Source organism: Salmonella sp. GDC200615 (genome assembly GCF_050574145.1).
In the GTDB taxonomy this organism is placed as follows: domain Bacteria; phylum Pseudomonadota; class Gammaproteobacteria; order Enterobacterales; family Enterobacteriaceae; genus Salmonella; species Salmonella enterica.
Genome location: NZ_CP192247.1, coordinates 4,622,993 through 4,638,632 on the forward strand (window position 1 = coordinate 4,622,993; position 15,640 = coordinate 4,638,632).

The following is a 15,640-nucleotide window of genomic DNA, read 5'->3' on the forward strand; positions in this document are numbered from 1 at the left end:
ATTATTAACAGGTAATGACCGTGCTCAACAAACTCTCTCGTCTGCTGGCTGATGCCGGTATTTCTCTTACCGATCACCAGAAAACGCTGCTGGTCGCCTACGTTGATATGCTGCACAAATGGAACAAAGCATACAACCTGACGTCAGTGCGGGATCCCAACGAAATGTTGGTACGCCATATTCTCGACAGCATAGTCGTTGCGCCGTATCTTCAGGGACAGCGTTTTATCGACGTAGGAACAGGACCGGGGCTGCCGGGCATCCCGCTGGCTATTGTTCTCCCTGACGCGCATTTCACCTTACTCGACAGCCTGGGCAAGCGGGTACGTTTTCTGCGTCAGGTCCAGCACGAACTGAAACTGGAAAACATCACGCCGGTTCAAAGCCGCGTTGAAGCCTATCCCTCCGAACCGCCGTTTGATGGCGTTATCAGCCGCGCTTTCGCATCGTTGAATGATATGGTGAGCTGGTGTCACCATCTGCCGGGAGAGAAAGGGCGTTTTTATGCCTTAAAAGGGCAATTGCCAGGGGATGAAATTGCCTCACTACCTGACAATTTTAGCGTCGAATCTGTTGAAAAATTACGCGTTCCGCAACTGGAAGGCGAGCGGCATCTGGTGATTATTAAGTCAAACAAAGTTTAATTTTTATCAAAAAAAATAGAAAAAAAACGACGCGGCTTGTGTTAAAAATCGACAGGTATAACGCATTTCAGCGTTGTTACATTTAACTCTGGATTTACGGTTTCGTTTCAACATGACAACGTCGCTTATTTTGTTAAAACAGAGAGTAATCAACTTTGTAAATATCAGTCTGCTAAAAATCGAATCGAAAAATCACTTTTGCTTGTTAAATTTTTATTATAAATGTCAATGGGGCGTTTTTAAGGTGTAAGCTGGTATTTTTAAAACAGTACCTGGTTTTACGCTTAAATATCAAAAAGATGAAAAGGCATGAATTGACACGTAAATGAATTGCGTAAGCATGAATATGTTTAATGTGTGATCTGGTGCACGCTTTATCGCCAGTGTTTTCGCGCTATTTGCAGTTTTGTACGATCGTTCACACTTTGGCTAAAAGTTAAAAATGCGGGCCAGAGAAAAATATTTAAACATTTATTCACCTTTTGGCTACTTATTGTTTGAAATCACGGGGGCGCACCGTATAATTTGACCGCTTTTTGATGCTTGACTCTAAGTCTTAAAGAACGTTTTATACGACACGCGGCATACCTCGAAGTGAGCAGGAGTAAAAACGTGATGTCTGTGTCGCTCGTGAGTCGAAACGTTGCTCGTAAGCTTCTGTTCATTCAGTTTCTGGCGGTAATAGCAAGTGGATTGCTGTTTTGCCTCAAAGACCCCTTCTGGGGCATCTCCGCAGTATGTGGGGGATTGGCAGTGGCACTGCCTAATTATGTTGTTTATGATATTTGCCTGGCGTCACCAGGCGCATACACCTGCTAAGGGCCGCGTGTCCTGGACTTTCGCCTTCGGTGAAGCCTTCAAGGTGTTAGCGATGCTGGTTTTACTGGTGGTGGCGTTGGCGGTTTTAAAGGCGGTGTTTTTGCCGCTGATCGTTACGTGGGTTTTGGTGCTGGTGGTTCAGATACTGGCGCCGGCTGTAATTAACAACAAAGGGTAAAAGGCATCATGGCTTCAGAAAATATGACGCCGCAGGAATACATAGGACACCATCTGAATAACCTTCAGTTGGACCTGCGTACTTTCTCGCTGGTGGATCCGCAGAACCCCCCAGCCACCTTCTGGACGCTCAATATTGACTCCATGCTCTTCTCGGTGGTGCTGGGTCTGTTGTTTCTGGTGATGTTCCGTAGCGTTGCTAAAAAAGCGACCAGCGGCGTGCCAGGCAAGTTTCAGACCGCGATTGAGCTGATAGTCGGCTTTGTGCATGGCAGCGTGAAAGACATGTACCATGGCAAAAGCAAGCTGATTGCGCCGCTGGCCCTGACGATTTTCGTCTGGGTATTCCTTATGAACCTGATGGACTTACTGCCTATCGACCTGCTGCCGTATATCGCTGAGCATTGGCTGGGTCTGCCGGCAACGCGCGTGGTGCCGTCTGCTGACGTGAACATCACCCTGTCGATGGCGCTGGGCGTATTCATCCTTATTCTGTTCTACAGCATCAAAATGAAAGGCATCGGCGGCTTCGCAAAAGAGTTGACGCTGCAGCCGTTCAATCACTGGGCGTTCATTCCTGTCAACTTAATCCTTGAAGGGGTAAGTCTGCTGTCCAAACCGGTTTCTCTGGGTCTGCGACTGTTCGGCAACATGTATGCCGGTGAGCTGATTTTCATTCTGATTGCTGGTCTGTTGCCGTGGTGGTCACAGTGGATTCTGAATGTGCCGTGGGCCATTTTCCACATCCTGATTATTACGCTGCAAGCCTTCATTTTCATGGTTCTGACAATTGTCTATCTGTCGATGGCGTCCGAAGAGCATTAATTTACCAACACTACTACGTTTTAACTGAAACAAACTGGAGACTGTCATGGAAAACCTGAATATGGATCTGCTGTACATGGCTGCCGCTGTGATGATGGGTCTGGCGGCAATCGGTGCTGCGATCGGTATCGGCATCCTCGGGGGTAAATTCCTGGAAGGCGCGGCGCGTCAACCTGATCTGATTCCTCTGCTGCGTACTCAGTTCTTTATCGTTATGGGTCTGGTGGATGCTATCCCGATGATCGCTGTAGGTCTGGGTCTGTACGTGATGTTCGCTGTCGCGTAGTAAGCGTTGCTTGAATTAAGAGCAATATCAGAAGGTTAACTAGATAGAGGCATTGTGCTGTGAATCTTAACGCAACAATCCTCGGCCAGGCCATCGCGTTTATTCTCTTTGTCTGGTTTTGCATGAAGTACGTATGGCCGCCGTTAATGGCAGCCATCGAGAAACGTCAGAAAGAAATTGCTGACGGTCTCGCTTCTGCTGAACGAGCACATAAGGATCTTGACCTTGCAAAGGCCAGCGCGACCGACCAGCTGAAAAAAGCGAAAGCGGAAGTTCAGGTAATCATCGAGCAGGCAAACAAACGCCGCGCTCAGATCCTGGACGAAGCCAAAACTGAAGCAGAGCAGGAACGTACTAAAATCGTGGCGCAGGCGCAGGCGGAAATTGAAGCCGAGCGTAAACGCGCCCGTGAAGAGCTGCGTAAGCAAGTTGCTATCCTGGCTGTTGCTGGCGCCGAGAAGATCATCGAACGTTCCGTGGATGAAGCTGCTAACAGCGACATCGTGGATAAACTTGTCGCTGAACTGTAAGGAGGGAGGGGCTGATGTCTGAATTTGTTACGGTAGCTCGCCCCTACGCCAAAGCAGCTTTTGACTTTGCCGTTGAACACCAAAGTGTAGAGCGCTGGCAGGATATGCTGGCGTTTGCCGCCGAGGTAACCAAGAACGAACAAATGGCAGAGCTTCTCTCTGGCGCGCTGGCGCCGGAAACGCTCGCTGAGTCGTTTATCGCAGTCTGCGGTGAGCAGTTAGACGAAAACGGTCAGAACCTGATTCGGGTGATGGCTGAAAATAATCGTCTGAACGCGCTCCCGGATGTTCTGGAGCAGTTTATTCATCTGCGTGCCGCCAGTGAAGCTACCTCCGAGGTAGAAGTTACGTCGGCAACCGCATTGAGTGAAGAGCAGCTTTCGAAAATCAGCGCCGCGATGGAAAAACGTCTGTCACGCAAAGTGAAGCTGAATTGCAAAATCGATAAGTCTGTAATGGCAGGCGTTATCATCCGGGCGGGTGATATGGTCATTGATGGCAGCGTACGCGGCCGTCTTGAGCGCCTTGCAGACGTCTTGCAGTCTTAAGGGGACTGGAGCATGCAACTGAATTCCACCGAAATCAGCGAACTGATCAAGCAGCGCATTGCTCAGTTCAATGTGGTGAGCGAAGCTCACAACGAAGGTACTATTGTTTCTGTCAGTGACGGTGTTATCCGCATTCACGGCCTGGCCGATTGTATGCAGGGTGAAATGATCTCCCTGCCGGGTAACCGTTACGCTATCGCACTGAACCTGGAGCGCGACTCCGTGGGTGCGGTAGTCATGGGTCCATACGCTGACCTTGCCGAAGGCATGAAGGTTAAATGTACGGGTCGTATCCTGGAAGTTCCGGTTGGCCGCGGTCTGCTGGGACGTGTGGTGAACACCCTGGGTGCGCCAATTGACGGTAAAGGTCCGGTTGATAATGACGGCTTCTCTGTCGTTGAAGCGATTGCGCCGGGCGTTATCGATCGTCAGTCTGTCGATCAGCCGGTGCAGACCGGCTATAAAGCCGTTGACTCCATGATCCCAATCGGTCGTGGTCAGCGTGAACTGATCATCGGTGACCGTCAGACCGGTAAAACCGCGCTGGCTATCGACGCCATCATCAACCAGCGCGATTCCGGTATCAAATGTATCTATGTCGCTATCGGCCAGAAAGCGTCCACCATCTCTAACGTGGTGCGTAAACTGGAAGAACACGGCGCGCTGGCTAACACCATCGTTGTGGTGGCGACCGCGTCCGAATCCGCTGCTCTGCAATATCTGGCGCCGTATGCCGGTTGCGCAATGGGCGAATACTTCCGTGACCGCGGTGAAGATGCGCTGATCATTTACGATGACCTGTCTAAACAGGCTGTTGCTTACCGTCAGATCTCCCTGCTGCTCCGTCGTCCGCCAGGACGTGAAGCATTCCCGGGCGACGTATTCTACCTCCACTCTCGTCTGCTGGAGCGTGCTGCGCGTGTTAACGCCGACTACGTCGAAGCCTTCACCAAAGGTGAAGTGAAAGGGAAAACCGGCTCTCTGACCGCGCTGCCGATTATCGAAACGCAGGCAGGTGACGTTTCCGCGTTCGTTCCGACCAACGTAATTTCCATTACCGATGGTCAGATCTTCCTGGAATCTAACCTGTTTAACGCCGGTATTCGTCCTGCGGTTAACCCGGGTATCTCGGTATCCCGTGTAGGTGGCGCAGCCCAGACCAAGATCATGAAAAAACTGTCCGGTGGTATTCGTACCGCGCTGGCGCAGTATCGTGAACTGGCGGCGTTCTCTCAGTTTGCATCCGACCTTGACGATGCCACCCGTAAACAGCTTGACCACGGTCAGAAAGTGACCGAACTGCTGAAACAGAAACAGTATGCGCCGATGTCCGTCGCGCAGCAGTCTCTGGTTCTGTTCGCAGCAGAACGTGGTTATCTGGCGGATGTCGAACTGGCGAAAATCGGTAGCTTCGAAGCCGCACTGCTGGCTTACGTCGACCGTGATCACGCTCCGCTGATGCAAGAGATCAACCAGTCCGGTGGCTATAACGACGAAATCGAAGGCAAGCTGAAAGGCATCCTCGATTCCTTCAAAGCAACCCAGTCCTGGTAACGTCTGGCGGCTTGCCTTAGGGCAGGCCGTAAGGCATTGAGGAGAAGCTCATGGCCGGCGCAAAAGAGATACGTAGTAAGATCGCAAGCGTCCAGAACACGCAAAAGATCACTAAAGCGATGGAGATGGTCGCCGCTTCCAAAATGCGTAAATCGCAGGATCGCATGGCGGCCAGCCGTCCTTATGCAGAGACCATGCGCAAAGTGATTGGTCACCTTGCGAACGGTAATCTGGAATATAAGCACCCCTACCTGGAAGAGCGCGACGTTAAACGCGTGGGCTACCTGGTAGTGTCGACCGACCGTGGTTTGTGCGGTGGCTTGAACATTAACCTGTTCAAAAAGCTGCTGGCGGATATGAAGGCATGGTCCGATAAAGGCGTTCAGTGCGAACTCGCAATGATCGGCTCTAAGGGCGTGTTATTCTTTAATTCCGTAGGCGGCAACGTTGTCGCTCAGGTGACAGGTATGGGGGATAACCCTTCTCTGTCCGAACTGATCGGTCCGGTTAAAGTGATGTTGCAGGCCTACGACGAAGGCCGTCTGGACAAGCTTTACATTGTCAGCAACAAATTTATTAACACCATGTCTCAGGTGCCGACGATCACTCAACTGCTGCCGCTGCCGGCGTCAGAAGATGATGATCTGAAGCGTAAAGCCTGGGATTACCTGTATGAACCAGACCCGAAAGCGCTGCTGGATACTCTCCTGCGTCGTTATGTAGAGTCTCAGGTTTATCAGGGCGTGGTAGAAAACCTGGCCAGCGAGCAGGCCGCACGAATGGTGGCGATGAAAGCCGCAACCGATAATGGCGGCAGCCTGATTAAAGAGCTGCAGTTGGTATACAACAAAGCTCGTCAGGCCAGCATTACTCAGGAACTCACCGAGATCGTCTCGGGGGCCGCCGCGGTTTAACCAGGTTATTTCGTAGAGGATTTAAGATGGCTACTGGAAAGATTGTCCAGGTAATCGGCGCCGTGGTCGACGTCGAGTTCCCTCAGGATGCCGTACCACGCGTGTACGATGCCCTTGAGGTGCAGAATGGTAATGAGAAGCTGGTGCTGGAAGTTCAGCAGCAGCTTGGCGGCGGTATCGTGCGTACCATCGCGATGGGGTCTTCTGACGGTCTGCGTCGCGGTCTGGATGTAAAAGATCTCGAACACCCGATCGAAGTCCCGGTAGGTAAAGCCACGCTGGGTCGTATCATGAACGTCCTGGGCGAACCGGTCGACATGAAAGGCGAGATCGGCGAAGAAGAGCGTTGGGCGATTCACCGCGCAGCACCTTCCTACGAAGAGTTGTCAAACTCTCAGGAACTGCTGGAAACCGGTATCAAAGTTATCGACCTGATGTGTCCGTTCGCGAAGGGCGGTAAAGTCGGTCTGTTCGGTGGTGCGGGTGTAGGTAAAACCGTAAACATGATGGAGCTTATTCGTAACATCGCGATCGAGCACTCCGGTTACTCAGTGTTTGCGGGCGTAGGGGAACGTACTCGTGAGGGTAACGACTTCTACCACGAAATGACCGACTCCAACGTTATCGATAAAGTATCCCTGGTGTATGGCCAGATGAACGAGCCGCCGGGAAACCGTCTGCGCGTTGCACTGACCGGCCTGACCATGGCGGAGAAATTCCGTGACGAAGGTCGTGACGTACTGCTGTTCGTCGATAACATCTATCGTTACACCCTGGCCGGTACGGAAGTATCCGCACTGCTGGGCCGTATGCCTTCCGCAGTAGGTTACCAGCCGACTCTGGCGGAAGAGATGGGCGTTCTGCAGGAACGTATCACCTCCACCAAAACCGGTTCTATCACCTCCGTACAGGCGGTATACGTACCGGCGGATGACTTGACTGACCCGTCTCCAGCCACCACCTTTGCGCACTTAGATGCAACCGTGGTACTGAGCCGTCAGATCGCATCCCTGGGTATCTACCCGGCCGTTGACCCGCTGGACTCCACCAGCCGTCAGCTGGATCCGCTGGTTGTTGGTCAGGAACACTACGACACCGCGCGTGGCGTTCAGTCCATCCTGCAGCGTTATCAGGAACTGAAAGACATCATCGCCATCCTCGGTATGGATGAACTGTCTGAAGAAGATAAACTGGTGGTAGCTCGCGCGCGTAAAATTCAGCGCTTCCTGTCCCAGCCGTTCTTCGTGGCGGAAGTATTTACCGGTTCTCCGGGCAAATACGTCTCCCTGAAAGACACCATCCGTGGCTTTAAAGGCATCATGGAAGGCGAATACGATCACCTGCCGGAGCAGGCGTTCTACATGGTCGGTTCCATCGACGAAGCCGTGGAAAAAGCCAAAAAACTTTAACGCCTTAATCGGAGGGTGATATGGCAATGACTTACCACCTGGATGTCGTCAGCGCGGAGCAACAAATGTTCTCCGGTCTGGTCGAGAAAATCCAGGTTACGGGTAGCGAAGGCGAACTGGGGATTTACCCGGGGCACGCGCCGCTACTCACCGCCATTAAGCCTGGTATGATTCGCATCGTTAAGCAGCACGGTCATGAAGAGTTTATCTATCTGTCCGGCGGCATTCTGGAAGTGCAGCCTGGCAGCGTGACCGTTCTGGCGGATACCGCGATTCGCGGTCAGGATCTCGACGAAGCGCGAGCCCTGGAAGCGAAGCGTAAAGCCGAAGAGCACATTAAGAGCTCGCACGGTGACGTGGATTACGCTCAGGCGTCTGCGGAACTGGCCAAAGCGATCGCTAAACTGCGCGTTATCGAGTTGACCAAAAAAGCGATGTAACACCGGCTTGAAAGCATAAAACCAGTCTGATTGCGGACTGGTTTTTTTTTATCCTCTCAATTTTTATTCGATAAACTAGCAACGACAAAAACAAGCGGCTGAAGGCGACGCGTTTTCAGCGACAGCGCTGTTTTCATTAAATCTTTCTTTCTGTCATTGGCATCTGCACATTGTGCGAAGAAGGAAGGAATGGATGCGTTTTTATTGCATAAAATGAGGGATTATTACTATGTCATTTCAGCCATCCTTTGCGGGTCCACAACCCGACTCAAGGATTGATCGTACTACCTTTATTCGTCGCGCTTATCTTCATCTCGCCGTCGCCATCGTCGGTTTTATCGTATTGAGCGCGGCGTGGAGTTTTATAGGGGTCGGGGAGTATGCGCTTGATGTGCTGCTGGCTGGTGGAAGATATAGCTGGTTGGTTGTTCTCGGCGCTTTTATGCTGGTGGGAATGCTGGCAACCCGTCTGGCGGATAATGCGGGGACTAATCAAACGCAACTTATCGGGCTGGGGATTTATGTGTTGGCAGAATCCCTGATTTTTGCCCCCCTGTTAACGGTGGCGGCGTATATTAACCCGTCGAGCATTGGCGCGGCGGCAATAACGACTCTGTTGCTGGTTGGCGGTCTGACGTTTACCGCTTTTTCCATAAAAAAAGACTTTTCTTTTCTGCGCTCGTTTCTGACTATGGCTGGGTTCATTGCTTTTGGCGCGATTATTGCCAGCGTCATCTGCGGCTTCTCGCTGGGCGTCTGGTTTTCTGCGCTAATGGTACTGCTGTGCGCCGGGTTTATACTTTACGATACTTCTAACATTATTCACCATTACCCTACCGATCGCCCAGCTGGCGCGGCATTACATCTGTTTGCTTCTATCGCGACCATGTTCTGGTATATTTTGCGGATTTTTATGTCGCGTAATTAAGTAAAAAATATGCGCAACGGAAAACCAGCGTCCTCTGTCGCTGGTTTTTGCTTTTCTGACTCCCCTGCGCTTTATTACGTTATCTTCTTTATTTATGGAGTAAAAAAACAGCAAAAACATCGGACTACGTTGCCAATACGCGGGTGTTTTTACTTTTCAGGAGACAAGAGGCGCGGTAATGAACGAAAATGATTCATTAGCAGGCGGGGATTTTATCCCGGTGAGCGTTTTATCCTTCTTCCATTTTACGATGAAAAAAATGTAGTATTTTCAACGTGAAACAGTATAAATTCGTTCTCAAATTACAGTCAGGACGCGTATGTTAAATAGTGCTATGAGCGTAGTGATCCTTGCCGCAGGTAAAGGCACACGCATGTATTCCGATATTCCTAAAGTGCTGCACACGCTGGCGGGTAAACCCATGGTGCAGCATGTCATTGATGCAGCTACTAAATTAGGGGCCGCACAGGTTCATCTGGTCTATGGCCACGGTGGCGAGTTGTTAAAACAGACCCTGAAAGATGACAAGCTGAACTGGGTGCTTCAGGCGGAACAGTTGGGAACAGGTCACGCAATGCAGCAGGCCGCGCCCTTTTTTAGCGACGATGAAGATATTTTAATGCTTTACGGCGACGTGCCGCTGATTTCGGTTGAAACCTTACAGCGCCTGCGCGATGCCAAACCGCAGGGTGGTATTGGGTTATTAACCGTGAAGCTGGACGATCCGAGCGGCTATGGCCGTATTACGCGTGAAAACGGTAAAGTGACCGGCATCGTTGAACATAAAGACGCCACTGATGAACAGCGTCAGATCCAGGAAATTAACACTGGTATTCTGATCTCCAACGGCGCGGACCTGAAACGCTGGTTGTCTAAGCTGACTAACAATAATGCGCAGGGTGAATATTACATCACAGATATCATCGCGCTGGCTTATCAGGAAGGACGGGAGATCGCCGCGGTGCATCCGGCTCGCATCAGCGAAACGGACGGCGTGAATAACCGTCTACAGCTTTCTCGTCTGGAGCGTATTTACCAGGCCGAACAGGCGGAGAAACTGCTGTTATCCGGTGTTATGTTGCGCGATCCGGCACGTTTTGATCTCCGCGGCACCCTTCATTGTGGAATGGATGTCGAAATTGACGCTAACGTTATCATCGAAGGTTATGTAACGCTCGGTCACCGCGTGAAGATCGGCGCGGGCTGCATTATTAAAAACAGCGTTATTGGCGATGACTGCGAAATTAGCCCATACAGCGTGGTGGAAGATGCGCATCTGGAAGCGGCCTGCACCATCGGCCCGTTTGCTCGCCTGCGTCCCGGCGCGGAGCTGTTAGCGGGCGCTCACGTCGGCAATTTCGTTGAAATGAAAAAAGCGCGTCTCGGTAAAGGTTCTAAAGCCGGCCATCTGACCTACCTGGGAGATGCGGAAATTGGCGACAACGTGAATATCGGCGCGGGGACCATCACCTGTAACTATGATGGCGCGAACAAATTCAAAACGGTTATTGGCGACGATGTGTTTGTCGGCTCCGATACCCAACTGGTGGCGCCGGTTACTGTTGGTAAAGGGGCCACCATCGCCGCAGGGACTACCGTCACCCGTAATGTAGCCGACAATGAACTGGTATTAAGCCGCGTGCCGCAGGTGCATAAGCAAGGCTGGCAGCGTCCGGTGAAGAAAAAGTGATTTTGTAGGTCGGATAAGCGTCAGCGCCATCCGGCAGACCGGAGATGAGAGGATAAAATAATCCTCCGCTCCATGAGCAGTACTTATAAAAATAACCCCACTCTCTACAAGGCTCGGGGCGCCCGCAACGACGGGCATACAGGTCAGCGACAACGCATGGCGTAATGCCATAATCAGGAAATAAAACTATGTGTGGAATTGTTGGCGCTATCGCGCAGCGTGATGTAGCTGAAATCCTTCTCGAAGGTTTACGTCGTCTGGAATACCGCGGATATGACTCTGCCGGTCTGGCCGTGGTGGATGCAGAAGGTCATATGACCCGCCTGCGTCGCCTCGGTAAAGTCCAGATGCTGACTCAGGCAGCGGAAGAACATCCTCTGCATGGCGGCACTGGTATTGCTCACACTCGCTGGGCGACGCACGGTGAACCTTCAGAAGCTAACGCGCATCCGCATGTTTCTGAACACATTGTGGTGGTGCATAACGGCATCATCGAAAACCATGAACCGCTGCGTGAAGCGTTAAAAGCGCGTGGCTATACCTTCGTTTCTGAAACCGACACCGAAGTGATTGCACACCTGGTAAACTGGGAACTGAAACAGGGCGGTACTCTGCGTGAGGCTGTTCTGCGTGCTATCCCGCAACTGCGTGGTGCGTACGGTACAGTGATCATGGATACCCGTCACCCGGATACCCTACTGGCGGCACGTTCTGGTAGCCCGCTGGTGATTGGCCTGGGTATGGGCGAAAACTTTATCGCTTCTGACCAGCTGGCGCTGTTGCCAGTGACTCGTCGCTTTATCTTCCTTGAAGAGGGCGATATCGCTGAAATCACTCGCCGTTCGGTAAATATCTTCGATAACACCGGCGCGGAAGTAAAACGTCAGGATATCGAATCTAATCTGCAATATGACGCGGGCGATAAAGGTATTTACCGCCACTACATGCAGAAAGAGATCTACGAACAGCCGAACGCGATCAAAAACACCCTTACCGGGCGCATCAGCCACGGTGAGGTGGATTTAAGCGAGCTGGGACCGAACGCCGATGATCTGTTGTCGAAGGTTGAGCATATTCAGATCCTCGCCTGCGGTACGTCTTACAACTCTGGTATGGTTTCCCGTTACTGGTTTGAATCGCTGGCAGGTATTCCGTGCGACGTTGAAATCGCCTCTGAATTCCGCTATCGCAAATCTGCCGTGCGCCGTAACAGCCTGATGATCACGCTCTCCCAGTCTGGCGAAACGGCAGATACCCTGGCTGGCCTGCGTCTGTCGAAAGAGCTGGGATATTTGGGCTCTCTGGCCATTTGTAACGTGCCGGGATCTTCGCTGGTGCGTGAATCCGATCTGGCGCTGATGACCAACGCGGGTACGGAAATTGGCGTAGCATCTACCAAAGCCTTCACCACCCAGTTAACCGTGCTGTTGATGCTGGTGGCGAAACTGGCGCGTCTGAAAGGTCTGGATACGTCCATTGAGCATGATATCGTTCATGGCCTACAGGCGCTGCCGAGCCGTATTGAGCAGATGCTGTCGCAGGACAAACGTATCGAAGCCCTGGCGGAAGATTTCTCTGACAAACACCATGCGCTGTTCCTGGGGCGTGGCGATCAATATCCGATTGCGCTCGAAGGCGCGCTGAAGCTGAAAGAGATCTCTTACATTCACGCGGAAGCCTATGCTGCAGGCGAGCTGAAACACGGGCCGTTGGCGCTGATTGACGCCGATATGCCGGTGATTGTGGTGGCGCCGAACAACGAACTGCTGGAGAAACTGAAATCCAACATCGAAGAAGTTCGCGCACGTGGCGGTCAGTTGTACGTCTTCGCCGATCAGGATGCGGGTTTCGTCAGCAACGACAACATGCACATCATCGAGATGCCGCATGTGGAAGAGGTCATTGCGCCTATCTTCTACACCGTTCCGCTGCAACTGCTGGCGTATCACGTGGCGCTGATTAAAGGCACCGACGTTGACCAGCCGCGTAACCTGGCGAAATCGGTTACCGTAGAGTAAGTACAAATGTAGTACCAGGCAGAAGGCCGTCGATAGACGGCCTTTTTTTGTGCGCCGTGACAGGCGCTGTTCTTTCTCTATGGTGGCTGAAGAGCGACTAAGAGGTGCTACGCCTACCTGCGCTACGGGTACCCGGTCACATTCTCTTCTTTAAGGCCCTGGCTCAATCCAGGTGGATCGGAAATCAAACCATCCCAGGTTATTCAGGTGGATCCCCCTGGCCCGGTCGGGGCCTTTGAGTCGCATCCAGTGGTGAAAAAGCGGCTGTAGCCAGCCTGAACGGGTGGTTTCCCTGACCAGTTGTTCCGCGCTGATGGTTTCGGCATGCCACTGGGTTTCCCATTGGGCCAGCAGCGCATCATCCCCACCGCTGATGGCGTGGCGCAGTAAAGGGGAGCCCAGCAGCCATGTACCGACGTTCCACTCTTCGGGAATGGGGAAATTGACCGTCCCCAGCCAGAGATCCACATTGGCTTTGCCATTCGCCCAGTCATCATAATTCAGCTCCACGCCCTCAAGTAAAATGCCCTGCTGGCGCATGATCTCTTGCATGATATCCAGGAGCATCGGAAATTCAGGGTGCTGATCGTGATAGGCCAGACGCAGTTTTGCGTAGGGCGACGACGAGATAAAAGGTGAACAGGCTGGGCCCGCCTCAATAGTATGAAACCAGGAGGACAGTAGGCTGCCGCCCGGTACCCAGAAGGGGCGAATTGCCTCACTCAGATGCTGGAGTAAGGCGTAAGGGCTGAGTGTTTCCCGCAGCCAGCGGCGATGTTCGGCGGTATGCCAGTGCGGAGAGCGACTGTCGCATAATAAAAAATAGCCTCCACGCTCAAGAAACATCTCGCGCAGGTTGTCAGAAGGTTTGCCTGATACCTGGCTAAGCCGTCCGGAAACGTAATCCTCATCGCTCAGGCTGGAACTGAGCCAGGCTGCCGTGTCGTTATCCGACAGCGATTCCGCCAGGTTATCTGTCTCCGTTAAATTCGGCCAGATAAAGACCTCCACTTCATCCAGCAGCCCGCGCAGACCGAAATAGTGGTCAAAGGCCTTCATTTGCAGATGAAAGCCATTGTTTTCCACCACCTCATAAGGGCCAGTTCCCACGGGATGTGCCGGGAAATCAGCGCGTTGTGTATGGTCAGGCGGTAGGATCATGGCATCAATATGACTGAGCAGCAGCGGCTGTCGGTTATCCGGGTGCGCCAGCGTAATTTCAAGGCTCAGCGGCCCGGTGGCCTGAATGGTCTGCAAGTGCGAGAACAACGGCAGCTTAGCGCTGCGGGTCAGTGAAGCGATAACCGCGTCGATCGTCAGCTCCTGACCATCATGCCAGAGGACGGCGGGGCGCAGATAAAAACGCCAGCGCAGTGGATCAATCTGCCGCCAGTGGTGGGCAAGATCGGCTTCGACTTCACCTTTTTCCTCATTTATGCGCGTCAGGCCGCTAAAAATCTGCCTGACCAGATGCTGCTCAGAGCGACGCAACGGTATGCCGGGGCACAGCGACGGCATTGTCCGATAATAGGGAATGCACAGCCGCTGATAGTCTGCCCGCACGCTATAGCCCAGCTTTGAACGCAGCAGTTGCGCCACCTGGTGCTTATTTTTACCCAGCAGCTGAATGGCCTGATCAATATGACCAGACTCCAGTAACTGCTCCGCCTTTTCGCTTAACAGCTGTTCTGGTTTATAGCGCAGGTGAAGCCGGGCGCGATGCCCACGTCCGGCCTGTGATTGCCAGATGAGCCACTTTGCCTCCTGCATCTGAAGCAACAGATTACGCATATGCCGTCGGGTGCAGAACAACACATCCGCCAGCTCCTGTAATGTCACGCTAACAGGCTTGTCGCCATAGTGCTGGAGTAGCTTTAAGTATTTTTGTTCAGTGTGCCGGGTTGTCATAAAAGGTGAAATTTCCCGAACGGGAATGAGCAATTTTTAATATCCCCTTTTTAGCCGATGATTTTCCCTATCGCAACTTCTATGAGGATTCATCATGACAAAGCGCATTAATAAAGACACGCAGGTCTGCATGTCCCTGGCGGCACGCCCAAGTAACTTCGGTACACGCTTTCACAACTATCTGTACGAAGCGCTGGATCTCAATTATCTCTACAAAGCTTTCTCGCCGACCGATCTTACGCAGGCCATTAGCGGCGTGCGCGGGCTGGGGATACGTGGGTGCGCGATCTCTATGCCGTTTAAAGAAGCCTGCATTCCGCTGGTGGATGAACTGGATGCTTCTGCTCAGGCCATTCACTCAGTTAATACCATTGTGAATACCAATGGCCATCTGAAGGCGTACAACACCGATTACATTGCAATAGCTCGCTTGCTGGCGAGTTACAAGGTCTCTCCCGACCTGGTGTTTGCTTTGCGTGGCAGCGGTGGTATGGCAAAGGCGGTGGCCTGCGCGCTGAAGGATGCGGGGTTTACCCGTGGTTATATTGTCGCGATTGATGAAGCGTCAGGTAAACAACTGGCCGAACTCTATGGCTATGAATGGCGCCCGGATACCGACGGTATTGAAGCCGATTTGTTAATTAACGCCACGCCTATCGGAATGGCTGGCGGTAATGATGCCGACAAACTCTCTTATTCCGAACAGGAAGTGGATAAGGCGAGCGTTATCTTTGATGTGGTGGCGCTACCGCCCGTCACGCCGCTGATCCGCTACGCCCGTGAACGCGGTAAAACCGTGATTACCGGTTCCGAAGTGTTTGCTATTCAGGCCGTGGAACAATTTGTCCTTTATACCGAGATTCGCCCGGACGACGCGCTGTTCCAGAAAGCCGCGGCCTGGTCACGTCTGTAACATTTTTTCCCGCTTTTTCTTTAAATTAAAAGAACAG

Annotated in this window: 14 protein-coding genes and 1 pseudogene; 14 read left to right on the forward strand and 1 reads right to left on the reverse strand. The window is 52.3% G+C overall.

Annotated features, from left to right (window positions below):
• Positions 1-20 precede the first annotated feature (20 nt).
• From rsmG to glmS, 13 genes and pseudogenes are all read left to right on the forward strand, one after another.
• Positions 21-644, forward strand: coding sequence for a 16S rRNA (guanine(527)-N(7))-methyltransferase RsmG (gene rsmG / locus ACQ29O_RS22415; RefSeq protein WP_001519938.1), 624 nt, complete (start codon positions 21-23; stop codon positions 642-644).
• 615 nt (positions 645-1,259) lie between these two features.
• Positions 1,260-1,641 (forward strand): annotated as a pseudogene (atpI, locus tag ACQ29O_RS22420) (F0F1 ATP synthase subunit I).
• 8 nt (positions 1,642-1,649) lie between these two features.
• Positions 1,650-2,465: a F0F1 ATP synthase subunit A gene (gene atpB, locus ACQ29O_RS22425; RefSeq protein ID WP_020937233.1), complete on the forward strand. Its 816-nt coding sequence runs from the start codon at positions 1,650-1,652 to the stop codon at positions 2,463-2,465.
• A 46-nt stretch (positions 2,466-2,511) separates the two neighbouring features.
• Positions 2,512-2,751, forward strand: coding sequence for a F0F1 ATP synthase subunit C (gene atpE / locus ACQ29O_RS22430; protein WP_000429386.1), 240 nt, complete (start codon positions 2,512-2,514; stop codon positions 2,749-2,751).
• A 59-nt stretch (positions 2,752-2,810) separates the two neighbouring features.
• Entirely contained in the window at positions 2,811-3,281 is a 471-nt protein-coding gene (atpF, locus tag ACQ29O_RS22435) for a F0F1 ATP synthase subunit B (RefSeq protein ID WP_001052213.1), read from the forward strand.
• A gap of 14 nt (positions 3,282-3,295) precedes the next feature.
• Positions 3,296-3,829, forward strand: a complete 534-nt coding sequence (gene atpH, locus ACQ29O_RS22440) for a F0F1 ATP synthase subunit delta (protein WP_001288957.1) — start codon at positions 3,296-3,298, stop codon at positions 3,827-3,829.
• A 12-nt stretch (positions 3,830-3,841) separates the two neighbouring features.
• A complete protein-coding gene (gene atpA / locus ACQ29O_RS22445) occupies positions 3,842-5,383 on the forward strand; it encodes a F0F1 ATP synthase subunit alpha (protein ID WP_020937234.1) in 1,542 nt (513 codons plus the stop codon).
• A 50-nt stretch (positions 5,384-5,433) separates the two neighbouring features.
• Positions 5,434-6,297 carry a F0F1 ATP synthase subunit gamma gene (gene atpG / locus ACQ29O_RS22450; protein WP_000896505.1) on the forward strand — a complete coding sequence of 288 codons (864 nt, stop codon included), beginning with the start codon at positions 5,434-5,436 and terminating at the stop codon, positions 6,295-6,297.
• Positions 6,298-6,323: 26 nt separating this feature from the next.
• Complete coding sequence (atpD, locus tag ACQ29O_RS22455; protein WP_000190499.1) at positions 6,324-7,706, forward strand: F0F1 ATP synthase subunit beta; 1,383 nt, start codon at positions 6,324-6,326, stop codon at positions 7,704-7,706.
• Between the two features lie 20 nt (positions 7,707-7,726).
• Positions 7,727-8,146: a F0F1 ATP synthase subunit epsilon gene (locus ACQ29O_RS22460; RefSeq protein ID WP_001251971.1), complete on the forward strand. Its 420-nt coding sequence runs from the start codon at positions 7,727-7,729 to the stop codon at positions 8,144-8,146.
• Positions 8,147-8,375: 229 nt separating this feature from the next.
• The gene (locus ACQ29O_RS22465) at positions 8,376-9,074 is read left to right on the forward strand and encodes a Bax inhibitor-1/YccA family protein (protein WP_000009908.1); all 699 of its coding nucleotides are present in this window, start codon (positions 8,376-8,378) and stop codon (positions 9,072-9,074) included.
• Between the two features lie 319 nt (positions 9,075-9,393).
• Positions 9,394-10,764 (forward strand): bifunctional UDP-N-acetylglucosamine diphosphorylase/glucosamine-1-phosphate N-acetyltransferase GlmU, encoded by a 1,371-nt coding sequence (gene glmU, locus ACQ29O_RS22470; protein WP_020937235.1) that lies wholly within the window; start codon positions 9,394-9,396, stop codon positions 10,762-10,764.
• 188 nt (positions 10,765-10,952) lie between these two features.
• Entirely contained in the window at positions 10,953-12,782 is a 1,830-nt protein-coding gene (gene glmS, locus ACQ29O_RS22475; protein WP_000334110.1) for a glutamine--fructose-6-phosphate transaminase (isomerizing), read from the forward strand.
• A gap of 150 nt (positions 12,783-12,932) precedes the next feature.
• On the opposite strand, the gene ACQ29O_RS22480 is transcribed toward glmS, so the two are convergent.
• Positions 12,933-14,690: an SgrR family transcriptional regulator gene (locus ACQ29O_RS22480; protein ID WP_000213167.1), complete on the reverse strand. Its 1,758-nt coding sequence runs from the start codon at positions 14,688-14,690 to the stop codon at positions 12,933-12,935.
• 94 nt (positions 14,691-14,784) lie between these two features.
• Here ACQ29O_RS22480 and ACQ29O_RS22485 point away from each other — a divergent pair, with 94 nt between their 5' ends.
• Positions 14,785-15,603 carry a shikimate 5-dehydrogenase gene (locus ACQ29O_RS22485; RefSeq protein WP_000166715.1) on the forward strand — a complete coding sequence of 273 codons (819 nt, stop codon included), beginning with the start codon at positions 14,785-14,787 and terminating at the stop codon, positions 15,601-15,603.
• Positions 15,604-15,640 lie beyond the last annotated feature (37 nt).